The organism is Streptomyces sp. NPDC002125, from assembly GCF_053593715.1.
The window spans coordinates 103,634-125,050 of record NZ_JBSFDD010000012.1 but is presented as its reverse complement, the minus strand read 5'-3'; the positions used below and the strand labels follow the sequence as shown (position 1 = coordinate 125,050).

20 protein-coding genes are annotated in these 21,417 nt (G+C 72.1%); 6 read left to right on the top strand and 14 right to left on the bottom strand.

What is annotated here, in order from left to right:
- Positions 1 to 38: 38 nt before the first annotated feature.
- From ACWCQM_RS21580 to ACWCQM_RS21565, 4 genes are all read left to right on the top strand, one after another.
- Positions 39 to 995, top strand: a complete 957-nt coding sequence (locus ACWCQM_RS21580) for an ABC transporter ATP-binding protein (RefSeq protein ID WP_450916874.1) — start codon at positions 39 to 41, stop codon at positions 993 to 995.
- 159 nt (positions 996 to 1,154) lie between these two features.
- On the top strand, positions 1,155 to 2,960 hold the full coding sequence (locus ACWCQM_RS21575; protein ID WP_450916784.1) for a gamma-glutamyltransferase family protein: 1,806 nt from the start codon (positions 1,155 to 1,157) through the stop codon (positions 2,958 to 2,960).
- Positions 2,961 to 3,005: 45 nt separating this feature from the next.
- Positions 3,006 to 3,857, top strand: coding sequence for an inositol monophosphatase family protein (locus ACWCQM_RS21570; protein WP_450916783.1), 852 nt, complete (start codon positions 3,006 to 3,008; stop codon positions 3,855 to 3,857).
- A gap of 153 nt (positions 3,858 to 4,010) precedes the next feature.
- Positions 4,011 to 5,426, top strand: coding sequence for a phytoene desaturase family protein (locus tag ACWCQM_RS21565; RefSeq protein ID WP_450916782.1), 1,416 nt, complete (start codon positions 4,011 to 4,013; stop codon positions 5,424 to 5,426).
- A 94-nt stretch (positions 5,427 to 5,520) separates the two neighbouring features.
- Here the strand turns inward: ACWCQM_RS21565 and ssuE are convergent, their stop codons facing one another.
- From ssuE to ACWCQM_RS21515, 10 genes are all read right to left on the bottom strand, one after another.
- Complete coding sequence (gene ssuE, locus ACWCQM_RS21560) at positions 5,521 to 6,078, bottom strand: NADPH-dependent FMN reductase (RefSeq protein ID WP_450916781.1); 558 nt, start codon at positions 6,076 to 6,078, stop codon at positions 5,521 to 5,523.
- A 122-nt stretch (positions 6,079 to 6,200) separates the two neighbouring features.
- Positions 6,201 to 6,971, bottom strand: coding sequence for an alpha/beta hydrolase (locus tag ACWCQM_RS21555; protein ID WP_450916780.1), 771 nt, complete (start codon positions 6,969 to 6,971; stop codon positions 6,201 to 6,203).
- Between the two features lie 87 nt (positions 6,972 to 7,058).
- Entirely contained in the window at positions 7,059 to 8,399 is a 1,341-nt protein-coding gene (locus ACWCQM_RS21550; RefSeq protein WP_450916779.1) for an LLM class flavin-dependent oxidoreductase, read from the bottom strand.
- 122 nt (positions 8,400 to 8,521) lie between these two features.
- Positions 8,522 to 9,394, bottom strand: a complete 873-nt coding sequence (locus ACWCQM_RS21545; RefSeq protein ID WP_450916778.1) for an ABC transporter ATP-binding protein — start codon at positions 9,392 to 9,394, stop codon at positions 8,522 to 8,524.
- Complete coding sequence (locus tag ACWCQM_RS21540; protein WP_450916777.1) at positions 9,391 to 10,299, bottom strand: ABC transporter ATP-binding protein; 909 nt, start codon at positions 10,297 to 10,299, stop codon at positions 9,391 to 9,393. Before ACWCQM_RS21540 ends, ACWCQM_RS21545 begins: the two co-directional genes overlap by 4 nt.
- Positions 10,296 to 11,192: an ABC transporter permease gene (locus tag ACWCQM_RS21535; RefSeq protein ID WP_450916776.1), complete on the bottom strand. Its 897-nt coding sequence runs from the start codon at positions 11,190 to 11,192 to the stop codon at positions 10,296 to 10,298. The genes ACWCQM_RS21540 and ACWCQM_RS21535 overlap by 4 nt, the downstream gene beginning before the upstream one ends.
- A 2-nt stretch (positions 11,193 to 11,194) precedes the next feature.
- Positions 11,195 to 12,223 carry an ABC transporter permease gene (locus ACWCQM_RS21530; protein ID WP_450916775.1) on the bottom strand — a complete coding sequence of 343 codons (1,029 nt, stop codon included), beginning with the start codon at positions 12,221 to 12,223 and terminating at the stop codon, positions 11,195 to 11,197.
- 36 nt (positions 12,224 to 12,259) lie between these two features.
- Positions 12,260 to 13,831, bottom strand: a complete 1,572-nt coding sequence (locus ACWCQM_RS21525) for an ABC transporter substrate-binding protein (RefSeq protein ID WP_450916774.1) — start codon at positions 13,829 to 13,831, stop codon at positions 12,260 to 12,262.
- A gap of 478 nt (positions 13,832 to 14,309) precedes the next feature.
- Positions 14,310 to 15,176 carry a DsbA family oxidoreductase gene (locus tag ACWCQM_RS21520; RefSeq protein ID WP_450916873.1) on the bottom strand — a complete coding sequence of 289 codons (867 nt, stop codon included), beginning with the start codon at positions 15,174 to 15,176 and terminating at the stop codon, positions 14,310 to 14,312.
- Between the two features lie 50 nt (positions 15,177 to 15,226).
- Positions 15,227 to 15,661: an RrF2 family transcriptional regulator gene (locus tag ACWCQM_RS21515; RefSeq protein WP_450916773.1), complete on the bottom strand. Its 435-nt coding sequence runs from the start codon at positions 15,659 to 15,661 to the stop codon at positions 15,227 to 15,229.
- A gap of 137 nt (positions 15,662 to 15,798) precedes the next feature.
- On the opposite strand from ACWCQM_RS21515, the gene ACWCQM_RS21510 reads away from it, so the two are divergent.
- Positions 15,799 to 16,311 carry a cupin domain-containing protein gene (locus tag ACWCQM_RS21510; RefSeq protein ID WP_450916772.1) on the top strand — a complete coding sequence of 171 codons (513 nt, stop codon included), beginning with the start codon at positions 15,799 to 15,801 and terminating at the stop codon, positions 16,309 to 16,311.
- Between the two features lie 280 nt (positions 16,312 to 16,591).
- On the opposite strand, the gene ACWCQM_RS21505 is transcribed toward ACWCQM_RS21510, so the two are convergent.
- From ACWCQM_RS21505 to ACWCQM_RS21495, 3 genes are read right to left on the bottom strand one after another with little or no spacing between them, the layout of a single operon-like run.
- Positions 16,592 to 17,422 (bottom strand): helix-turn-helix domain-containing protein, encoded by an 831-nt coding sequence (locus tag ACWCQM_RS21505; protein WP_450916771.1) that lies wholly within the window; start codon positions 17,420 to 17,422, stop codon positions 16,592 to 16,594.
- Between the two features lie 10 nt (positions 17,423 to 17,432).
- Complete coding sequence (locus ACWCQM_RS21500; protein WP_450916770.1) at positions 17,433 to 17,771, bottom strand: P-II family nitrogen regulator; 339 nt, start codon at positions 17,769 to 17,771, stop codon at positions 17,433 to 17,435.
- Positions 17,768 to 19,090, bottom strand: coding sequence for an ammonium transporter (locus ACWCQM_RS21495; protein WP_450916769.1), 1,323 nt, complete (start codon positions 19,088 to 19,090; stop codon positions 17,768 to 17,770). The genes ACWCQM_RS21500 and ACWCQM_RS21495 overlap by 4 nt, the downstream gene beginning before the upstream one ends.
- 328 nt (positions 19,091 to 19,418) lie before the next feature.
- Between ACWCQM_RS21495 and ACWCQM_RS21490 the strand changes: the two genes are divergently transcribed.
- Positions 19,419 to 19,982, top strand: coding sequence for a hypothetical protein (locus ACWCQM_RS21490; RefSeq protein WP_450916768.1), 564 nt, complete (start codon positions 19,419 to 19,421; stop codon positions 19,980 to 19,982).
- Between the two features lie 135 nt (positions 19,983 to 20,117).
- On the opposite strand, the gene ACWCQM_RS21485 is transcribed toward ACWCQM_RS21490, so the two are convergent.
- Positions 20,118 to 21,350: a right-handed parallel beta-helix repeat-containing protein gene (locus ACWCQM_RS21485; RefSeq protein WP_450916767.1), complete on the bottom strand. Its 1,233-nt coding sequence runs from the start codon at positions 21,348 to 21,350 to the stop codon at positions 20,118 to 20,120.
- Positions 21,351 to 21,417 lie beyond the last annotated feature (67 nt).

The window sequence follows — 21,417 nt, the reverse complement described above, 5'->3', positions numbered from 1 at the left end:
GCGGCGGACCGCGCCCCCCGGTGCTGGAGATCAGCGCCATGGAACGGCACTTCGGTGCCTCGGGCGGCGGCACCGTGAGGGCCGTCGACGGAGTCTCGATCACCGTCGGCCGCGGCGAAGTCGTCGGCCTCGTCGGCGAGTCGGGCAGCGGCAAATCGACCGTCGGCCGGTGCGCCGTGCGCCTCGACGAGCCCACCGCGGGCACCGTCCACATCAACGGCATCGACGTCAGCCACCTCTCCCGCCGTGCGCTGCGCCCCCTGCGCAAGGACTTCCACCTGGTCTTCCAGGACCCCTCGTCCTCCCTCGACCCCCGGATGACCGTCGGCCAGATCATCGCCGAGCCCATCCGGCTGCACCGCCACGCACGCGGAGCGGCCGTACGGGAACGGGTCGAGCAGCTGCTCGGCCAGGTCGGGCTGCGCCCCGAGCACGCCGACCGGCACCCCCACGAGCTGTCCGGCGGGCAGCGCCAGCGCATCTCGATCGCCCGCGCCCTGTCCTGCGACCCCGATCTGGTCATCGCCGACGAGCCCACATCGGCGCTCGACGTCTCGGTCCAGGCGTCCGTGCTCAACCTCCTCGCCGACCTCCAGCGCGACCGGGGCTTCGGCTGCCTGTTCATCACCCACGACCTGGCCGCCGTCGAGTTCCTCGCCGACCGGATCGCCGTGATGTATCTCGGGCAGATCGTCGAACAGGCCCCGACCGCCGAACTGTTCGCCGCCCCCAAGCACCCCTACACCCAGGCGCTGCTCTCCGCCGCCCCGGTCCCCGACCCCGTCGCCCAGCGCTCCCGCGAGCGCATCGTGCTGCACGGCGAACTGCCCAGCCCCCTCGACCCCCCGCCCGGCTGCCGCTTCCACACCCGGTGCCCGCTCGCCGTCGACCGGTGCCGCACCGAGGTCCCCGCCCTGCGCGAGATCCCCGACGGCCGGCAGGTCTCCTGCCATCTGGTGACCGACGACGGCACCGCCCCGGACGCCGCGGCCTGACCCGGGGCTCTCGTCCGGACCGGGCCGGCCCGCGTGCCCCGGCACCCGACCCGGCCCGACCCGGACGAAACACCCTGCCCCGCCGGGGCCCGACCTCCCGTCCGTACGATCCGCGAAGCACCACAGAACCCCCGCACGCCGCAGCAAGGAGCCGCATCCGTGTTCACCACCCGCCCCACACTCCAGGGCACCTTCGGCATGGTGTCCTCCACCCACTGGCTCGCCTCGCAGTCCGCGATGGCCGTCCTGGAGGACGGCGGCAACGCCTACGACGCGGCCGTCGCCGCCGGATTCGTCCTGCACGTCGTCGAGCCGCACCTCAACGGCCCGGCCGGCGAGGTCCCCATGATCCTGGCGCCGAAGGACGGCGACGTGCGGGTGCTGTGCGGGCAGGGCCCCGCCCCCGCCGGAGCCTCGGCCGCCCACTACCGCTCGCTCGGCCTCGACCTGGTCCCCGGCACCGGACCGCTCGCCGCCGCCGTGCCCGGTGCCTTCGACGCCTGGATGATGCTGCTGCGCGACCACGGGACCAAGACCCTCGCCGAGGTCCTCAGGTACGCCATCGGCTACGCAGAGGACGGCCACGCCCCCGTCGAGCGGGTCGGCGAGACCGTGGAAACCGTCCGCGAGCTCTTCGAGACCGAGTGGCCCACCAGCGCCGAGGTCTATCTGCCCGGCGGGAAGTCCCCCGAGCCCGGCACGCTGTTCCGCAACCCGGCCCTCGCCGCCACCTGGCGCCGCCTGACCGCCGAGGCCGAGGAGGCGGGCGGCGAGGACCGTACCGCGCAGATCGACGCCGCCCGCGCGATCTGGCGCACCGGCTTCATCGCCGAGGCACTGGTCCGCCAGGCCGCCGTCCCCACCATGGACACCAGCGGGACCCGTCACACCGGCACCCTCACCGCCGCCGACCTCGCGGACTGGTCCGCTTCCTACGAGGCGCCCGCCACCTACGAGTGGAACGGCTGGACGCTCGCCAAGGCGGCCGGCTGGAGCCAGGGCCCCGCCTTCCTCCAGCAGCTCGCCCTCCTCCCCGCCGAGCTCCCGGCGTACGGTTCGGCCGACTACGTCCACCTGCTGATCGAGGGCTGCAAGCTCGCGATGGCCGACCGCGAGGCCTGGTACGGCGACGCCGCCGGCGTCCCCCTCGCCACCCTGCTCTCCGCCCCGTACAACGACGAGCGCCGCGCCCTGGTCGAGGACACCGCCTCCCTGGAGCTGCGCCCCGGCAGCCCCGACGGCCGCACCCCGCTCCTCAGCGCGCACGCCCACGCCGTCGCGGCCGGTGAGGCCGGGTTCGACGCCATGGGCATACCGGCCGCGGGGGCGGGCGAGCCGACCGTCGCCAAGGACGGCGCGACCCGCGGCGACACCTGCCACCTCGACATCGTGGACCGCTGGGGCAACATGATCGCCGCCACGCCCAGCGGCGGCTGGCTCCAGTCCAACCCGGTCGTGCCCGAGCTGGGCTTCCCGCTCGGCACCCGGCTGCAGATGGCCTGGCTCGACGAGGGCCTGCCGAACACACTGACCCCGGGCCGCCGGCCGCGCACCACGCTCACCCCGTCCCTCGCCCTGCGCGACGGGGTGCCCGTCATGGCCTTCGGCACACCGGGCGGTGACCAGCAGGACCAGTGGCAGCTGCACTTCTTCCTCGCCGTGGCACTGCGCGGGAGGGTGCGCGGCGGCCTCGACCTCCAGGGCGCCATCGACGCCCCGAACTGGCACAACGACAGCTTCCCCGGCTCCTTCTTCCCGCGCGGGATGCGCCCGGGCAGCGTCACCGTCGAGGAGCACATGGACGCCGGCGTCGTGGAGGAGCTGCGCCGCCGGGGCCATGACGTCACGGTCGGTGAACCCTGGTCCGAGGGCCGGATGTGCGCGGTCGCCAGGGACCCGGAGACCGGCGTCCTGTCGGCCGCGGCGAACCCGCGCGGAATGCAGGGATACGCGGTGGGCCGCTGACCGCCTGCCCGGAGCGTTCCCGGCGGGCCGTGCTTAGCTGGAGTCATGATCGATGACTTCCTGTACGGGACCGCCGGGGACGCCGGGCAGCTGACGCGGGTGGAGGCGGCCGTCCGCGCGGCGGCCGCCGCCGAGATCCTGCCGCGCTACCGGCAGCTGGCCGCGCACGAGATCGTCGAGAAGAGCGGCCCGCACGACCTCGTCACCGCCGCCGACCGGCTCGCCGAGGAGCACCTCGCCGCGTCCCTGACGCGGCTCCTGCCCGGATCGGTCGTCGTCGGCGAGGAGGCCGTCCACGCCGACCCCTCGGTCCTCGACGCGCTCGGCGGCGAGGCGCCCGTATGGATCGTCGACCCGGTCGACGGCACCCGCCAGTTCGTCCACGGCGAACCCGGCTTCTGCACCCTGGTGGCGCTCGCGCTCCACGGCGAGGTGTACGCCTCATGGACGTACGCCCCCGTGCTCGACGAGTTCGCCTTCGCGGTCAAGGGCCGGGGCGCCACACTCAACGGCACCGCGCTGCACAGCGGTTCGCCCGCTCCCGGCGCCGTGCTCAAGGTGGCCATGTCCCACCCCGACTACACCTCCGACGCCCAGAAGCGCGCCCTGCTCGGCCTGAACACCGAGGGCATCGACGCCCGCTCCTGCGGATCGGCGGGCCTGGAGTACCTCGCCGTCGCCTGCGGCGCGCAGGACGCCGTCGCTTTCAACTGGGAGTTCCCTTGGGACCACGCGGCGGGGCTGCTCCTCGTCACCGAGGCCGGCGGCGCCCAGTCGACGCTCGCCGGCGTCCCCTTCCGCGTCACCGGCGGCAACGACCTGCCGTTCACCGCGGCCAGGGACGGGGCTACGGCGGAGCGGATCCTCCAGGCGCTGCGGGCCGGCGGGCAGGACTGAGCACGGTGGGGGAGCGCGCGCCCCTGCGCGCCCCGGTCGCCGGTCGTGTCGTTCGCCGGGTCGTCCACCGGACGGGAGGCCACCCGGGGGTCCGCTGTCGGTGCACCGGAATATCCTGGTGATCCGGCCGTTCGCAGACAAAGGAGTCCGCAGGTGTCATCGATGCTTGATGCCGTCGTCGTGGGGGCGGGCCCCAACGGGCTGACGGCCGCGGTCGAGCTGGCCCGTCGCGGCTTCGCCGTCGAGGTGTTCGAGGCAGCGGACACCGTCGGAGGCGGCGCGCGCACGGAGGAGCTGACGCTGCCCGGGTTCCGCCATGACCCGTGTTCCGCCGTGCACCCGCTGGGCATAGGCTCGCCGGCCTTCAAAGCGATGCCCCTGGCCCGGCACGGCCTCGAATGGCTCCAGGCGCCCCTCTCGCTCGCCCACCCCTTCCCGGACGGCTCCGCCGCGGTGCTCACCGGTTCCGTCGGGGAGAGCGCGATGTCGCTCGGACCGGCGGACGCCGGCGCCTACCGCAGACTCGTCGCCCCCTTCCTCGGCCACTGGGACACCCTCGCCCAGGACTTCCTGCGCACCCCGTGGGACGGGCTGCCCCGCGATCCGTACCGCTGGGCGCGCTTCGGGCTCGACGCGCTCCAGCCGGCCGCGCTGCTCTCCCGGCGCTTCCGGGGCGAGAAGGCGCGTGCGCTGATCGCGGGTCTCGCCGGGCATGCCATCGCACCCGCGGGAAGCCTCGCCACCGCGGGCGTCGCGCTGCTCTTCGCGCTGGCCGCCCACGAGAACGGCTGGCCGGTGCCGCGCGGCGGCTCGCAGGCCATCTCCGACGCCCTCGCCTCCCTTCTGCGGGAACACGGCGGCGCGATCCGCACCGGCACGGAGGTCAAGCGCCTCGACGAACTCCCGCCCGCACGCGCGTACGTCTTCGACACCTCACCCACCGCGCTCGCCCGGATCGCCGGGCTCGGCGGCGCCTACGACCACTACCGGTACGGCGCCTCCTGCTTCAAGATCGACTACGCGCTGTCGGGCCCCGTGCCCTGGACGGCGGAGGAGGCCCGGCGGGCCGGCACGGTCCATGTCGGCCCGACGGCCGGTGAGATCGACGCGGCCCTGCGTGCCGCCGTGTCGGGCCGCGACCCGAGCGTCCCCTTCCTCATCACCGCGCAGCCCAGCCTCGTCGACCCGACCCGGGCGCCCGAGGGCCGCCATGTCTTCTGGGCGTACGGGCATGTCCCGGCCGGCTGGGAGGGCGACGCCACCGAGGTCATCGAACGTCAACTGGAGCGGTTCGCACCGGGGTTCCGCGATCTGGTCCTGGCCCGCGCGGTCGCCGGGCCGCCCCGGCTCGCCGTTCGCAACGCCAACTACGTCGGCGGCGACATCGCGACCGGCGCGTTCGCCGGGCTGCAGACGGTGATCCGGCCCAAGCTCGCCCGGGTGCCGTACGCCACCGCCCACCCCGCCGTCTTCCTCTGCTCGTCGGCCACCCCGCCCGGCCCCGGGGTGCACGGCATGTCGGGCCACCACGCGGCGAAGGCGGTGTGGCGGCGCCTCCGGGCCGCGTGAACGGCGCCGGCAGGGGGCGCGGGCACCGCACCGGCCTCGGTCCGTGGGCACCGGCACGTCCGGCCGGCCCGGTCCGTTGGCACCGCCGACGGCCTCAGCCCGTGGGTGCCAGCACCGCCGTGCGCCCGCCCAGCACACGCGAGAAGGTGTCCGTGACCTGCGCCAGCGCTTCGGCCGTACCGGGGGCGATGCTCAGCGTGCCGTCCACGCCCGCGGTGATGTCCTTGTCCAGCGTGAACCAGCCGGGGACGATGTGCGCCGCGCCCATCGAGCTGAGCACCGGCCGGAGCGCGTAGTCGATGGCCAGCACATGGGCCGTGCTGCCGCCGGTGGCCAGCGGCAGCACGGTCTTGCCGGTCAGCGCGTACTGCGGGAGAAGGTCGAGCAGCGACTTCAGCAGCCCCGAGTAGGCGGCCTTGTAGACGGGGGTGCCGATGACCACCCCGTCCGCCTCCTCGAACAGCGCCGTGGCGCCGACGACCGCCGGGTGCCCGAAGTCGGCGCCGAGCAGCGCCTCGGCGGGCAGCGTGCGCACATCCAGCGGCGTCACGTCGTGGCCCTGCTCCCGGAGCCGGTCGTCCAGGTGGCGCAGGAGCCGCGCGGTTCGTGACGTGGCGGAGGGGCTTCCGGAGACGGACAGGATGGTTGCCATGAGGACGGGCCTTTCTCTTCGGGGCTTTTCGGATCTCGTGGATCTCTTCGATCCCGGGGACTCTTCGGTTCTCGCCGGTCAGAACGGCCGGCGGCGGGGCACGGGGCCGGGCGCGCCGGGGCTCACCACGCGCTCGAATCGACCGTGACCACCGGCACCAGCTCGTTGCGCAGCGTCTCCAGGAAGCTGACGACCTCCGCGGCCACGGAGCGGTGCTGCATGTCGTTCAGCACGTCGTGGTGCGCGTCGCGGACGACCGAAAGGCGGGCGCGTCCCAGGGACTTCGCCGTACGGACGAGCGCCTCGCGGTCCGCGAGCGGATCGGCGTCACCGACGAGGAGCAGCGCGGGGACGCCGAGTTCACCTTCGTACGCCGCGGTGAGCAGCTCCTGCGGCACGGCGTCGTCGAGCGCGCCGCGCCGTATCCCGGTGTCCTCGGTGAGCGTGCCCCGGTGGGCGGGGCAGGCGGTACGCACGTCGAGCTCCTCGTCCCAGCCGCCGACGGCGGTGGCGGCGCGGCCCGGAATGCCCGCGAGGACGACGGCGTCCGGGCGTCCCGCGGCGGAGGCGTCGCCCCGGCCGAGGAGCGCGGCGACGGCGACGGCTCCGGTGTCCGCACCCACCAGCACGAGCGGGCGGACGGCACCGTCGACGCCCGGGGCCGAGTCCTCGGCGGCTGCGGCGAGGACGCCGGCGAGGCGGGTCAGTGATCCGGCCGGGTCCGCCGGGTCGATGCCGGGGGCGTCGACGACACGGACGCGGTAGGCGTCGGCTGCCAGCCGCCTGCCCAGCCGGGCGTAGGTCGCCCGGGTCTCGCCCCGGCCGGGCACGACGACGACGGTGCCGCGGGTGCGGAGGCCGTCGGGGCCGAAGTAGTCGGTGTACTCGGTCATTTCATACTCCTGCGAAGGGGCGTGGCGGGTGGTGAGTGCGTGGGTCTCCGGCCGGCGGGCCGGGGGAGGGGGTGCGCGGAACGCACCTCAGCCGTTCGCGCGCTCGCGCTCGACGGTGTGGCGGTTGCCGGGGACGGGCAGGCCGAGGTTGCCGCGCAGGGTGTCGGCCTCGTACTCGGTCCGGAACAGGCCGCGCTTCTGCAGGAGCGGCACCACGCCGTCCACGAAGCGGTTCAGGTCGTCGTTGTTGCGGAAGGCCAGGTTGATGCCGTCCAGGGTGCCGGCGTCGAACCACTGCTCGATGGTGTCCGCGACGGTCTCGGGAGCCCCGACGAACGGCGAGGCGCGGAAGGCGTTGACCGAGTCCGCGACCTGGCGCAGCGTCAGCTTCTCGGCCTTCGCCCGCTCGATGATCTTCGCGGCCCCCGTCCGGCCGCCCTTCTCCGCGAGGTGCGCGACGTCCGGGAACGGCGCGTCCAGGTCGTGCACGCTGAAGTCGTACGCGCCGAAGGACCGGCCCAGCAGCGCGAGGTTGCTCGCGAAGTCGTTGTCCTCCTCGAAGATGTCCCGCTCCCGGCGCCTGGCCTCCTCGTCGGTCGCGCCGACGATCGGACCGCCGTGGATGAAGACCTTGATGTGCTCGGGGTCACGCCCGTAGGCGGCCGTGCGCTTCTTGATGTCGGCGTAGTACTCCCGCGCCTGCTCCAGCGTGCCGCCCGGTGCGTAGATGCCCTCGGCGACGCGTGCGGCGAGGTCGCGGCCCTCGGGGGAGACGCCCGCCTGGAAGATCACCGGCTGGCCCTGCGGCGAGCGGGAGAGGTTGAGCGGACCGGCGACCTTGAAGTGCTCGCCCTCGTGGTCCAGCGCGTGCAGCCTGGAAGGGTCGAGGAAGATGCCGCGCTCCACGTCCGCGGGGAAGGCGTCGTCCTCGTAGGAGTCCCACAGGCCGCGCGCGACCTGTACGAATTCCAGCGCGCGGCCGTAGCGCGTGGCGTAGTCCAGGTGCTCGTCCAGCCCGTAGTTCCTGGAGGTGCCGGTGTCGAAGCTCGTCACCACGTTCCAGCCGGCGCGTCCGGAGCTGATGTGGTCGAGCGAGGCGAAGCGACGGGCCAGGTTGAACGGGGAGTTGTACGTCGAGCTCGCCGTGCCGACCAGACCGAGGTGCTTGGTGTGGGTGGCGACCGCGGACAGCAGCGTGAGCGGCTCCAGCCGGTTCAGGTAGTGCGACGGGTAGGTGGAGTTGATGAACTGGCTGTCCACCACGAACAGCGCGTCGAAGAGCGCGTGTTCGGCCGCCTGCGCCTGCTGGATGTAGTAGTTGATGTCGATGCTGGCGTTCTTCGCGACGGCCGGGTCCTTCCACAGGCCGTGCTGGCCGGGGCCGCCGACGCCGTAGGGGTGCAGTGCGAGGTGGAGCCTGCGGGACATGGGTGTTCCTCTCAGTGGTACGTGCGATGTGAAGGGGGCCGGCCGCGGACGACGGCGGGACGGGATGCGGGGTACCCGGTGGTCCGCCGATGCCGGCGGGACGGGATACGGGCGCTCGGTGGTCAGCCGCTGAGCTGTGCGCGCAGGGCCTCGCGCTCGGCCCGGTCGGCGGTCCGCGTGTGCAGCGTGGGCGCGGAGCCGACGAGCAGCCGCGTGTACACGTGGCGCGGGTGGTTGATGACGTCGCGGGCGGCCCCGGTCTCGACGAGCTCTCCCCTGTAGAGCACGGCGATGCGGTCGGCGGTCCCCGCGATGGAGCCCAGGTCGTGGGAGATGAAGACCAGGGAGGTCCCGGCGGCACGGAGCTCCTTGAGGATCTCCAGCACCTGGACGCGGTTGGCGGAGTCCAGCGCGCTGACGGGCTCGTCGAGAATGACCAGGGCGGGCTCGGTGACCAGGGCGCGGGCCACGGCGACCCGCTGGCGCTGGCCGCCGGAGAGCTCGCCCGGCAGCCGCTGGAGCAGTTCGGCGGTCAGATGGACCCGGTCGAGGAAGGCACGGGCCCTCTCCGCCGCCTCCTTGCGCGGAACCCCCTGGATGAGCAGCGGCTCCGTCAGCGACTCCTCGACGGTGAGGTCCGGGTCGAGACTGCGCAGCGGGTCCTGGAAGACGTACTGCACGACGCCCCGCCGGCGCAGCGAGCGCCACTGGCGGTTTCCGAATCCGGTCACCTCCTCGCCGCCGACGAGGATCGAGCCGGCCGAGGCGCGGACCAGACCGAGCACGGCGCGGGCGAGCGTGGACTTCCCCGAGCCCGTCTCGCCGATGACGCCCACGGTCTCCCCGGGGGCGACGCTCAGCGAGACCCCGTGCAGGGCGCGCCTGGCCCGGCGCCCCCTGCCGTAGCGGACCTCCAGGTCCCTGACGTCCAGGACGGCTGCGGGACCCTCCGTCTCCGCGCCCGCTGTCCGGCTCTCCGGTGACGTGAGGGTCATGACGCCTCCTTCGGGGTGAGGAACTTGTCGAGGCCGTACTGCTCGTGCTCGGCCATGAGGAGCCGGGTGTACTCGTGCTGCGGGTCGTGCAGCACGGAGCGCGTCGGGCCCTGCTCGACCACCTCGCCCTGCCGCATCACCAGCACCTCGTCGCACAACTGGGCGACGACGGCCAGGTCGTGGGAGACGACCACCAGGGCCAGCCCGGTGCGCTCACGGAGTTCGGCCAGCAGGTCGAGGATCTCGGCCTGGACCGTCACGTCGAGTGCCGTGGTGGCCTCGTCCGCGATGAGGGCACGCGGCTCGACGGCGATGGCCGCCGCGATCAGGACGCGCTGGAGCATGCCGCCCGAGAGCTCGTAGGTGTACTGGCTGTGGACCAGCTCAGGGTCCCGCAGGCGCACGGCCCGCAGGAGTTCGAGTGACTGCCTGCGCGCCTCACGCCGCTTGACGCCCTTCTTGACCCGGATGACCTCGGCAATCTGGGCGCCCACGCGGATCGACGGGTTCAGATAGGACGCCGGGTCCTGGAAGACCGCGCCGACCGTGGTCCCGCGCAGGTCCGTCCACTGCCGGGGTGTCAGGGTCGAGATGTCGGTGCCGTCGATCTCGACCGACCCGCCGGACACCTCGAAGTGCGGGGGCAGGATGCCGAGCACGGCACGGCAGGTGAGCGTCTTGCCGCTGCCGGACTCGCCGACGATGCCGACCGACTTCCCGGGGGTGAGCTCGAAGCCCACCCCGTGGACGATCTCACGGTCGGTGACACGGTCGCTGATGCGCACGTCGCGGACGGCGACCACCGGCGGAGCCGTTGCGGCCGACGGGCCGGAGGGGGCCGACGGGTCCGCTGTCACGGACTCCCGGGCGCTCTCGGGAACGGTGTTCTGGGACAGGGTCCTCATCGGGAACCTCCCACGGAGACGGAAGCGGAGGCGGAAGCGCCGGGACGGCGGGCCTTGGCCTTGCGGTTGTTGACCAGTGCGCGGCCCGCCTCGCCGGAGACGTCGCGGATGGCGTCGGCGAGCAGGTTGCAGGCCCAGACCGTGACCATGATCAGCAGGGCGGGTGCCACCGGGGCCCACGGCTGGTGGCTGAGATAGCCCAGGTCGGAGGCGAGCAGACCACCCCAGGTGGGAGCGGGAGGCTGTACGCCGATGCCGAGGAAGGTCAGGCTGGAGACGATGACGAAACCGACGCCGATGGTCTGCGCGAGCGCCACCGCGATCGGCGGGAGCACCTTGACCCAGACGTGGCGGCGGACGATCCAGCCGACGGAGGCGCCCGAGACGATCGCGGCCTCCACGTACGGCGAGCGGGCCACCGCCAGGGTGGCGGCACGGGCGACCCGGTAGAAGAGCGGGGAGACCAGAGCGCCGGTGACGAGCATGGCCTGGGTGATCCCGTTGCCCAGCAGGGCGATCACGGCGATGGCGAACAGCAGGAACGGCAGGGCGACCAGGGTGTCGGCCAGACGGAGGGTCAGCCACTCGAAGACCCGGCCGGAGTAGACCGACAGGATTCCGGGTACCGCGCCGACGACCAGGGCCATCAGCGCGACCTCCAGCGAACCGAGCACGCTGATGCGTGAGCCGTCCAGCAGGCGGCTGAACACATCACGGCCCAGGTAGTCCGTCCCCAGCCAGTGGGCGCCGGACGCCGAGGCGAGGGTGTTGTCGCTGGTCGCCAGGGGGTCCTGCGGGGCGAGCCAGGGACCGCACACCGCGAGGAGGGCGATCAGCACGAGGACGGCCACGGCGAACCGGCCGGACGTGAGTGAGAGGACGCGGCGCACCATCGTCAGACCCCCCGCTGGGATGCCGGCATCACACGGGCCAGCACCAGATTGATGATCAGGTTGAAGGAGACGACCAGCACGATCGACACCACGAGCACGCCCTGCACCGCGGGCACGTCACCGGCCTGGGCCGAGTCGTTGGCGAACCGGCCGAAGCCCTGGAGGCCGAAGATCCACTCGGTGACCACGGAGGCACCGACCAGCGCGGGGAACTTCTGCCCGATCGTGGCGAGCGCGGGGCCCAGACCGTTGCGCAGCACATGGGCGAAGAAGATCCGCCGAGGGCTCAGGCCCCGTACCACCGCGCCCGTCACATAGTTCTCGCCGTACGCCGCGACGAGACTGGAGCGCAGTTGCCGGGCGACGTCGGCGATGACGTCGAAGCTCAACGCCAGGGCGGGGAGCGTGATGTGGGCGATCCACGGGCCGAAGCCCTGCTCGGCCGGGATGTATCCGGCCGAGGGGAACAGCCCGAGCCCGACCGCGAGGACCGCGACCAGCACGATGCCGACGACGAAGGCCGGCATCACCGAGATCACGGTGACGAACCCCGTGATCGCACGGTCGAGCAGGGTGGTCCGCCGCAGCGCGGCCACCGTGCCCAGGACGAAACCGACGACCACGCCGATGACCAGCGCGAAGGTCGCGACCGAGAGGCTCACGCCCAGCCCCAGGCCGATCAGCGTGGAGATGTCGGCCCCGTTGACCCAGCTCGTGCCCAGCTGCCCGTGCAGGACATCGGTGAACCAGTTCCAGTACTGGGTGAGGAAGGGCTGGTCGAGACCCCACTCGGCCTCGACGCGCTGGATCGCCTCGGGGGTCGCCTCCTCACCCAGCTGGATACGGGCCGGGCTGAGCCCGCTCATGGACCGCAGCGCGAACGTCACGAACGTCGCCACCAGGAACACCGGTACGAAGATCGCGACCGACCGGCCGAGGGCGGCGGCCACCCGCCCCGCGGCGTGCCGCGCCCTGGCGGTGGCGAGCCGGCGGCGGCGCTCGGAAGTGACCTCCGGAGTGGTCGTCGTCATGGGGCTGCCTCCTCTCTGCAGTGGATGGACGGTTGGTCAGGAACCGTTGGTGATCTTCACGCCGGTCCAGTCGATGTGCGCGGGGTTTTTCGGCAGATCGGAGACGGACGGGCTCTTGGCGAAGAGGTTGGGCGACGAGAAGGTGAAGATGAGCGCCTTGCTGGCGAGGCCCGCGCGCGTCGCCGACTGGAGGACCTCGGTGTAGTCGGGCGAGTCCAGCGGTGTCCGGCGGACCTTGGCGACGGCCTCCTCGAAGCCCTCGGGCTCGTACGGAGTGCTCAGGTTCAGCGGCCCGTCGGGGCCGAAGTGGGCGGTGAGCGTCTGCACGGCCGAGTCGCGGCCCGTGGTCGCGTACAGGGAGAAGGCCAGATCCTTGGCGAAGAACGGGGTAGCCCAGTTCTTGTCGATCTTGATGGTGACCTTCACGCCCACGGCGGCCAGCTGCGACTGGACGATCTCGGCCTGCGGGTCCTCCGCCGGGACGACCAGGTTGAGCTTGAGGCCGCCCGCCTTGTACCCCGCCTCGGCGAGCAGCTTCTTCGCCTTCGCCGGGTCGTAGGGGTAGGCGTTCTCCGACTCCGGGTCGTAGGCCACATAGCCCTTGGGGAACGGCTGGTCGGTCGTCTCGCCGTGGCCGAAGGTCAGCTTCTCGACGAACTCGTCGCGGTTGATCGCGTGGCGGAAGGCGTCCACGACCCTGTCGTCGTCGAACGGCGCCTTGTTGACGTTCAGGCTGATGTTGGAGGCGTTGAAGCCGGGCTGGGAGAAGACGTCCAGGCCCGCCTTGTCGGCGGCGTCGGCCTGGCTGGGGGCGATGTCGGCGAAGTTGTAGACACCGGTCTGGAGGCCGGAGACGACGGTCGAGGCGTCCGGGGCGGAGACCAGCTCGACGTCGTCGATGTGGATGTTCTCCGCGTCCCAGTAGTCCGGATTCTTGCGCAGGACCGCCTTGGTGCCGGGGATCAGCTGGTCCACGACGAACGGTCCCGCGCCGATCGGGCCCTGGTCCAGCTTCGCCGGGTTCGCCGCGGCCTTCGGGCTGGCGATCTGCAGCACGCGTTCGCCGAGCAACTGGGGTATCTGGTAGTCGACCTGAGTGAGGTTCAGTGTCGCGTCGAGCCCGTCGGCCTTCACCGAACCGATCGACGTCAGGTCGCCGAAGAGCGCCGAGTTCTTCTGCTCCTTGGCCCGCTCGATGGCTGCCTTCACAGCAGCCGCGTCGACCGGCTCACCGTCACTGAACTTCAGGCCGGGGCGGACGTGGAAGGTGATCTGGTCGCCCTTGTCGTTGTACTCCCAGCTCTCCGCGAGGTCGGGGACGGCCTTCCCGTCCTCGTCGGTCCGCGTCAGCGACGCGTAGACGAGGGCGAGTGCGCGGAACTGCGCGCCACTGCCCGAGACCACAGGGTCCCAGTGGCTGGGGAAGGAGGAGGACGCCCACTTGAGGGTGGCGTTGCCGGCCGACGACGAGGCACTGCCGCCGCAAGCGCTCAGAGCCGGGACGAGCAGGGCGATGGCAGCGGTTCCGAGGGCTGCGACCCTCAGGCCGCCCGCCTGTCGGACCGACCGGGCGTCCGGTCGGCGGCGGATCGTGAGTCGTGCGGACATCTCGTTCTCTCTGATGGGTCCCGACCTGGAAAAGGGCAGGAGGAGGCGGGGAAGCGTGAAGGGGCGGCACTCGCACGGATCCGTCGTCGTGTGTGCGGACATGCGTCATCGAGGCGACGGCGCAGGTGGCACGGGTGGGCCCGGGGCAGGGCGTCGAGGAACTCGACTGCCCGGTACGGGTGACGACGAAGAGGCGCGACGGAATGCGGAGAGCCGACGCGGGAGCACAGACGCGGATCAGTGGATCGGCGTGGCCGGCGAGGAGCCGGTGCCGCCGACGGAGGTCAGGCGGCGCCTGTGGAACGAAGGTGCTGGGCGGTCAGCGACAGAGTGCGCTGGAGGTGCGCCGCAGGTCCACGTAGCGGCACACCACACCGGGGTGCGTCGTGAGCATGGGCTCATCCTGGCGGCAGCCGAACGCCCCTGTCAATGGACACCCTTTGGTGTCTCATTCAGCGGGACGACACTCAACCGCAGCTCAGGGCCCTGCGGAAGGCCGGGGTGCGGCAGCCGGATGAACTGACGCTTCGTCAGGATGCAGCCAGGCAGGGCCGTTCGCGGTCCGCACCGCGACCGCCCCGGTTGGCGGCCAGGGCCCCTCCGCGAGCAGCTCCCGCTCGGGCTCCGTCAGGCTCCGGTGGCGCTCCAGCGCCTCGGCGGGGGAGAGCGGGGCGGACGGTGCGAGCAGGCCGGGGCGGAGCTCCTCGAAGGCCGCCGCGTACGCCGCGTACGGCCGCCAGCCGGGGACGGCGCGGTGGCCCGACGGGGCGCGCACCAGGAGCGTCGGCAGCGCGTAGCGGAAGCCGCCGTCGGAGGTCTCCTTCGCCGCACCCGGATGCGGCGATCCGCTCTGTACGGACCGGACTTCGGGCACCGGCCGCCGAGCTTCCGCACGGTCGGCCCGTACCCGCTCGCGTACCCCGTCACGGGCCGCGTCGGACCTCAGCCGGTCGCTGTCCAGCCCCGGGATGCCCTGCGCGGCGGCCACGGCGGAATCGAGGGTGTCCGCCGGTTCGCCCAGCACGAAGACGGTCTCCCGCAGCCGGCGCAGCACCCGCTCGGCCACGTCGGCGCCCTGGAGCTCCGCGGCCACGGCGACGAGCGACGACGGCCAGGAACTCGCCGCCACCCGGCGCAGCACGGCCGCGCGGGGGGCGCCGGTGTGCGAGCAGATCTGCTCGACGTACCCCGCGTACCAGGCGGTCTCGGCGACCGGGTCGGGTGCCGGGTCGTCCACCTCGTCGTCGAACAGGACGGCGTACGCCCGACGCCAGCGGACCGTGCCCGCAAGTGCCGTCCGCAGCCTGCGGAAGACCGGCTCGGAACCCCAGGCCCAGGGGCACATCGGGTCGGTGTACTCCACGACCTCCAGCGGTGACGCGTCCCGCCCGCCGGTCACGCGGCTCCGATCGCGGACGGCCGCTCGCGCGCTTCCGAGGGCAGCAGCGCGGCCAGGCTCAGTCCGCCGAGCACGGCGGCGGCGTCCGACTCGACCCGCCGCCACACGCCGGGCAGTCCCACGGCGGGACCGGGGTAGTCGAGCCCGTCCAGCGACTCGCCCCGCAGGGTGATCAGTTCACCGTCCACGGCGCGCAGGACGTCCAGCAGGGCGATGTCCTCGGCGGGTCTGCCGAGCCAGTAACCGCCTTCGCAGCCGCGCTGGCTCCGGACGAGGCCCGCCTTGCGCAACTCGCCCACGACGGACTTCAGGAACCTGAACGGAATGTGTTGTGAGGAGGCGATGGCTTCACAGGAGAGCGGACGGCCGGGATCACTCGCGAGCTCGAGAAGGGCGCGCGTGGCGTAGTCCGCCTTCGCGGAGATATGCATCCCCACATCATGCCCGGCGACGGGTTCCAGGCGAAGAATTCGCTCGTTCCGTTCATATATTGCGGGAACATTGCCACAGGTGAAGGGCAAAGGACACCTCTTGACATCCTTTTCGGGGGAGTCCTAGCGTCCCCGTCATGAGCAAGCCGTTGACGACTCCCGGTGAGGGGTTCCACCCTCATCTCCACGAAGCCCAGGGCAGCGCCACCACACCCCTGCGCACCCGCCTGCACCACATCAGGGCGGACGGTCTCGACGGGGACACGGCGCAGACCGGCGGCATGCGCAGGTTCAGCGCCATCAGCGGCAGGACCGTCGGTTCCGAGAAGCTGTGGATGGGCCAGACCCACGTGGCCCCGGCGACCGCCTCGTCCGACCACCACCACGGCGAGTCGGAGACCGCCATCCATGTGGTCAGCGGGCACCCGGAGTTCGTCTTCCTGGACGACTCGGGTGAGGGGGAGCCGGAGGAGATCCGGCTGCGCACCTCGCCGGGCGACTACATCTTCGTCCCGCCGTTCGTCCCGCACCGCGAGGAGAACCCGGACCCCACCGAGGAAGCCGTGGTGGTGATCGCCCGCAGCACCCAGGAGGCGATCGTGGTCAACCTCCCCCGCCTGTACGCCCTGGACCTCGACACGAACGCCTGACGGCCCCGGCGGCCCGGCGCCGCCCCGCGGTTACCTCAGCGGTAATCGACCCTCCGCGAGGACTGCGACAGGCTGCGGAGCACAGGGGAGGGCGGCACACCGACGGTGAGCCGCCGCCCGGCCAGGCTTCCCACCGGTGAGGCGGGAAGCGCGGCCGCTCCCGCGGGCACGCCGTCCGGCGCACCCGCAGAGACGAAGGGACACCGCTGTGACCACGCACCAGGACGCCGTCGAGCGCTACTTCACCGCTTGGAACGCCGCCGGGTGCGTGACCGCTGCCTCAGCCGGCCTCCTGAAGGGCGGCGGTGGTCTCCGCGTCCGCCGGCAGGAAGGCCTCGACGGCCAACTCGGCCACGGTCACATCCATCGGTGTGTTGAAGGTCGTCGCCGTCGAGATGAAGGACAGCACCCGGCCGCCCGCCTCGATCCGGAACGGCAGTGCGTACGGGTGGGCCGCCGGGCCCCGCCCGTCCGTGGGCACGTCCTGGCCGGCGGACGTGCCGCCCGCCGGAGCCGGATAGGCGGCCACCTCGTCGTGGAGGCCGCGTAGCGCTTCCGAGGAACGCAGCGCGGCCTGCCGCTCCATCCGTTCCAGGAGGTGGCCGCGCCATTCACCCAGGTTGCGGATCCTCGGGGCCAGGCCCTGCGGATGCAGCGTCAGACGCATGGCGTTCATGGGCGGCCGCAGCAGGTGATCGGCCACCCCTTCCAGCAGCAGCCCCACGCCCTTGTTCGCGGCCACCACGTCGTACATCCCGTCCATCACCAGGGCGGGGTACGGCTCGTAGGCGGTCAGCAGCTGATCCAGTCCGGCCCGCAGCGTCGTCATCACCGGGGCGGTCAGCGCTGTCTCCGGATACGAGGGGGCATAACCCGCCGCCACGAGCAGCGCGTTGCGCTCCCGTACGGGAACGTCGAGGTGCTCCGCGAGATGCAGCACCATGGCCCGGCTCGGCGTGGACCGCCCGGTCTCGATGAAGCTGATGTGGCGTGCGGAACTGTCGGCTCTGAGGGCCAGTTCGAGCTGGGTGATGCCCCGCAGCTTGCGCCAGCCCCGCAACAGGCTCCCGGCGGTCACGTCATCGACCGTTCCGGCCGTGGCAGTCGTCATGCGAGAGACCCTAGAGGGCCTCGGGACCCCGCTCGCCCGTGCGGACCCGTACGGCCGTCTCCACGGGCATCGCCCAGACCTTGCCGTCGCCGATCTTGCCGGTGCGGGCCGCGCGGACCACCGCTTCCATCACCGGCTCGGCGTCCGCGTCCTCGACGAGCACCTCTATGCGGATCTTGGGCACCAGGTCCACCCGGTACTCCGCGCCCCGGTAGACCTCGGTGTGGCCGTGCTGGCGCCCGTATCCGCTGGCCTCGGTGACCGTCAGCCCGTTCACACCGAGGTCCTGCAGCGCGGTCTTCACCTCGTCGAGGCGGTGGGGCTTCACGACGGCGGTGATGAGCTTCATGGGGCGGTGCTCCTGTCCTGGGAGTGGGCTGCGATGTGGCCCGGGCTCTGCGCGGTGGCGTGAGTGAGGCCGCCGTGATCGTAGGCGCTCTCCGCGTGCACCGTCTGGTCGAGGCCCGTGAGCTCCTGGTCCTCGGAGGCGCGCGCCCCGATCAGGCGGTCGATCGCCTTGCCGATGCCGTACGTCACGAGGAAGGTGTACGCGGCCACCGCGAGCACGGCGACGCCCTGGCGCAGGAGCTGGCCCGTTCCGCCGCCGAGGAGGAGACCCTCCGGGCCGCCGGTCATCGTGGCCGTCGCGAACAGCCCGATCAGCAGGGTGCCGACCACGCCCCCGATGAAGTGCACACCGACGACGTCCAGCGAGTCGTCGTAGTCGAACCTGAACTTCCACGCGACCGCGTACGAGCAGACGACGCCGGCCGCGAGGCCGACGACCGCCGCGCCCAGGACGCCGACCGTCCCGCACGCGGGTGTGATGGCCACCAGGCCCGCCACCACACCGGACGCCGCGCCGAAGGTGGTCGGGTGACCGTCGCGCCGCTGCTCGACGAAGAGCCAGCCGAGCAGCCCGGTGCATCCGGCGACGAGGGTGTTGAGGACCGAGGCGGCGGCCAGGCCGTTGGCACCGAGCGCCGAGCCGCCGTTGAAGCCGAGCCAGCCGAACCAGAGCAGTCCGGCGCCGAGCATCACCATGGGCAGGTTGTGCGGACGCATCGCGTCCTTCTTGAAGCCGATGCGCGGGCCCAGCACCAGGGCGAGGGCCAGCCCCGACGCCCCGCACGCGATCTCCACGACCAGGCCCCCGGCGAAGTCCAGCGCGCCGAGCGAGTCCTTGATCCAGCCGCCGGGACCCCAGACCCAGTGGGCGACGGGAACGTATACGAGCAGGGTCCACACCGGCACGAAGAGCAGCCAGGCCGAGAACTTCATACGGTCCGCGACCGCGCCGCTGATCAGCGCCGCGGTGAGGATCGCGAAGGTGAGCTGGAAGGTCGTGAACAGCAGGGTGGGCACGCTGCCGGTGAGGTCGTCGGGGCCGATGCCGGCCATGCCCACATGGTCGAGCCCGCCGATGAGCCCGGCGAAGGTGTCGTCACCGAACGCCAGCGAATAGCCCGCGACCAGCCACACGACGGTGACCAGCGCGATCGACACGAAGCTCATCATCAGCATGTTGAGGACGCTCTTCGTGCGGACCATGCCGCCGTAGAACAGGGCGAGTCCCGGAGTCATCAGCAGGACGAGCGCGGTGGCGGCGAGGAGCCAGGCGGTGTCACCTGTGTCCAGGCCCGCCGAGGCCAGGGTCGCGGGGGTCAAGAGGGGGTCCTCCTCGGAGGGGCGTGGGGTCCGGCCCGAAGAGGGTTGCGGGCGTGCGTTTCACCGAGGACGCCATCGCGTTTCCGGGATGTTTCATTGCGTGAAGGTGACCGAAACCTCACACGCGGGCGGCGTTCCGCCCTCCCCCGGCTCACCCTGTCCGTGCCGTCCCGGCGCAGGCGGACGTCGTCCGGTGGTGGTGCCCGACCGTGGGAGGGACGTCAACAGCGCCTGGAAGCAGCGGACATGAGACCCGGAACGACGCCCGGACCGGCGATACGATCACGCGCGTGCCGGGAGCCCGTCCGGCAGCGAAATGGAGACGCCCGTGCCCCTTGTGATCCTGAGTGACCCCGATGCGGTCATCGCCCGGCTGCGCACCCCCTCCCGGGAGTGGGTGGAGGCCTGCACGGGCCTGCCGGGGACGCTGTACCCCGACGTCGACATCGACCAGGCCGGATACGAGGCCAAGGCCGGCTGGGTCGCCGAGCCCGCCGAGATCTTCACCGGCTACTACGACGAGGGTGACGAGATACCGGAGTCGTGCGTCTGCATCGGCATCTACGGGGGCGAGTACCACCTGATGGAGATGCCGGCCGGTGAGATCTCGGTCTACGACCCCAATGGGTGGGACAACGCCTCCGGTATGGCGTCCGCCCATGAGTTCACCAGCGAAGGCCACGCCGGCGCCGCAGTCGCCCTGCTCGCGGCCGTCGTCAGGGAACTGGATCCCCTGGACGGCATCGAGGACGAGGACGCGCGTGAGGCGGTTCTCAGACCGGCGCTCGAAGAGTTCTACGCCTTCGTCGAGGCGCTCCCGGGCGGTCTGGACGGCTCCCACTTCTGGAAGAAGGCCGCGGAGGGCCTGGCCGATCACTACGAGACCTGGTGACCGGCCCGGCAGGGACCGGCGGCCCCCGGGGGCCGCCGGTCCCTGCCAGCGGGACGTCCCTGCGGTCCGGCCGCGGTCCCTCCGTCCGTCAGGGGACTTCGGGTGCCGCGCCCGCCGCGGGACCGTTCCGCGGCGCTACGGCGTCACGGCGTTGCCGCCGAAGGTCACGACGAGCTTGCCGTCCGAGGCGAAGGACCAGTCCATCGCGCCGGAGTACTGGGAGCACGCGGACCCGTTCGAACCGGTCCAGAACTGGTTGGAACTGTCGGCGTCACCCACGGTCTTGTCGTTCGAGCCGTCGTCCTTGCGGCAGGAGACGTTGCCGCGGTACACCGAAGTGCCCTTGTCGAAGGAGAAGTTGCGCTCGGCGTTGTCGATGCCGACGTTGTCGGACACCGTCATGGAGCCGGGGTTGCTGTTGTAGGTGAAGCCGTGGTGCCCGTTGTCGTAGGCGATGTTGCGCCGGACGATGTGGTCGACCTCGATGTCGTCGCCGCCGAGCTTGAAGCCGTTGCGGTCGCCGTCCTCGTTCACGGTCCCGTCGGAGAGCGTGCCGTTGCCGTAGGAGAGGGAGTCCTCGATGGTCACCGGGCCGATGGGGCCGGTCTCGCTCTTGGTGTAGAGGTCCCAGCCGTCATCGATGTTGTGGTGGGAGACGGTGTAGCGGAAGACGTTGCCGGGGCCCGAGGTGAGCTTCGAGGCGAAGCCGTCGGCGTCCTCGCCGTCGGAGTCGGCGTTGTCGTGCGACTCGGAGCTCAGGATCAGGTTGTTCGCGGGCCATTCGTCGTCGGGGGTGTCGGACGCGATCCGTGAGATCTGGAGGCCCGAGTCGTGGTTGAAGCGTGTCACGACGTGCTCGACGACGTTGTTGCTGCCGCCGACGAAGATGCCGTTGTCGCCGGCGTGCTCGACGATGATGCCGTCGATGTGCCAGTAGGCGCCGTTCACGGCGAGCCCGCGGTTGGCCGGGTCCTCGCTCATGGCCGAGAAGTTCAGGACCGGCGTCTCGCCGGGGTAGGCGGCCAGGGTCGTACGGGCGCTCGCGGTGCCGTCGTTGCCCGGCGGGATGGTGACCGTCGCGGAGTGCGCGTACGTCCCGCCGCGCAGGTAGATCGTTCCGCCGGACGCGACGCGGCTGATCGCCGAGGCGAGCGTCGTCGGGTCCGACTCCGTGCCGGCCGCGTCGTCGCCGCCGTCCGGGGCCACGTACAGCGCGTCGGCGGCCACCGCGGCAGGGGCGCCGACCGCCGTGGTGCCGGTCGGTGCCGCGCCGGGGGCGGGCGTGGCCTGCGCCATGGTTCCGGACAGCGCGAGAGCTGAGCCGGCCAGCAGGCCGACACATGCGATGACGGGTTTGATCTTCTGCATCGTTCGTCTCCAGGGTGGGGTGTTCGTCTGACCAGTGGGGGGTCGAGCGGCGAAACCGGAAACTCCT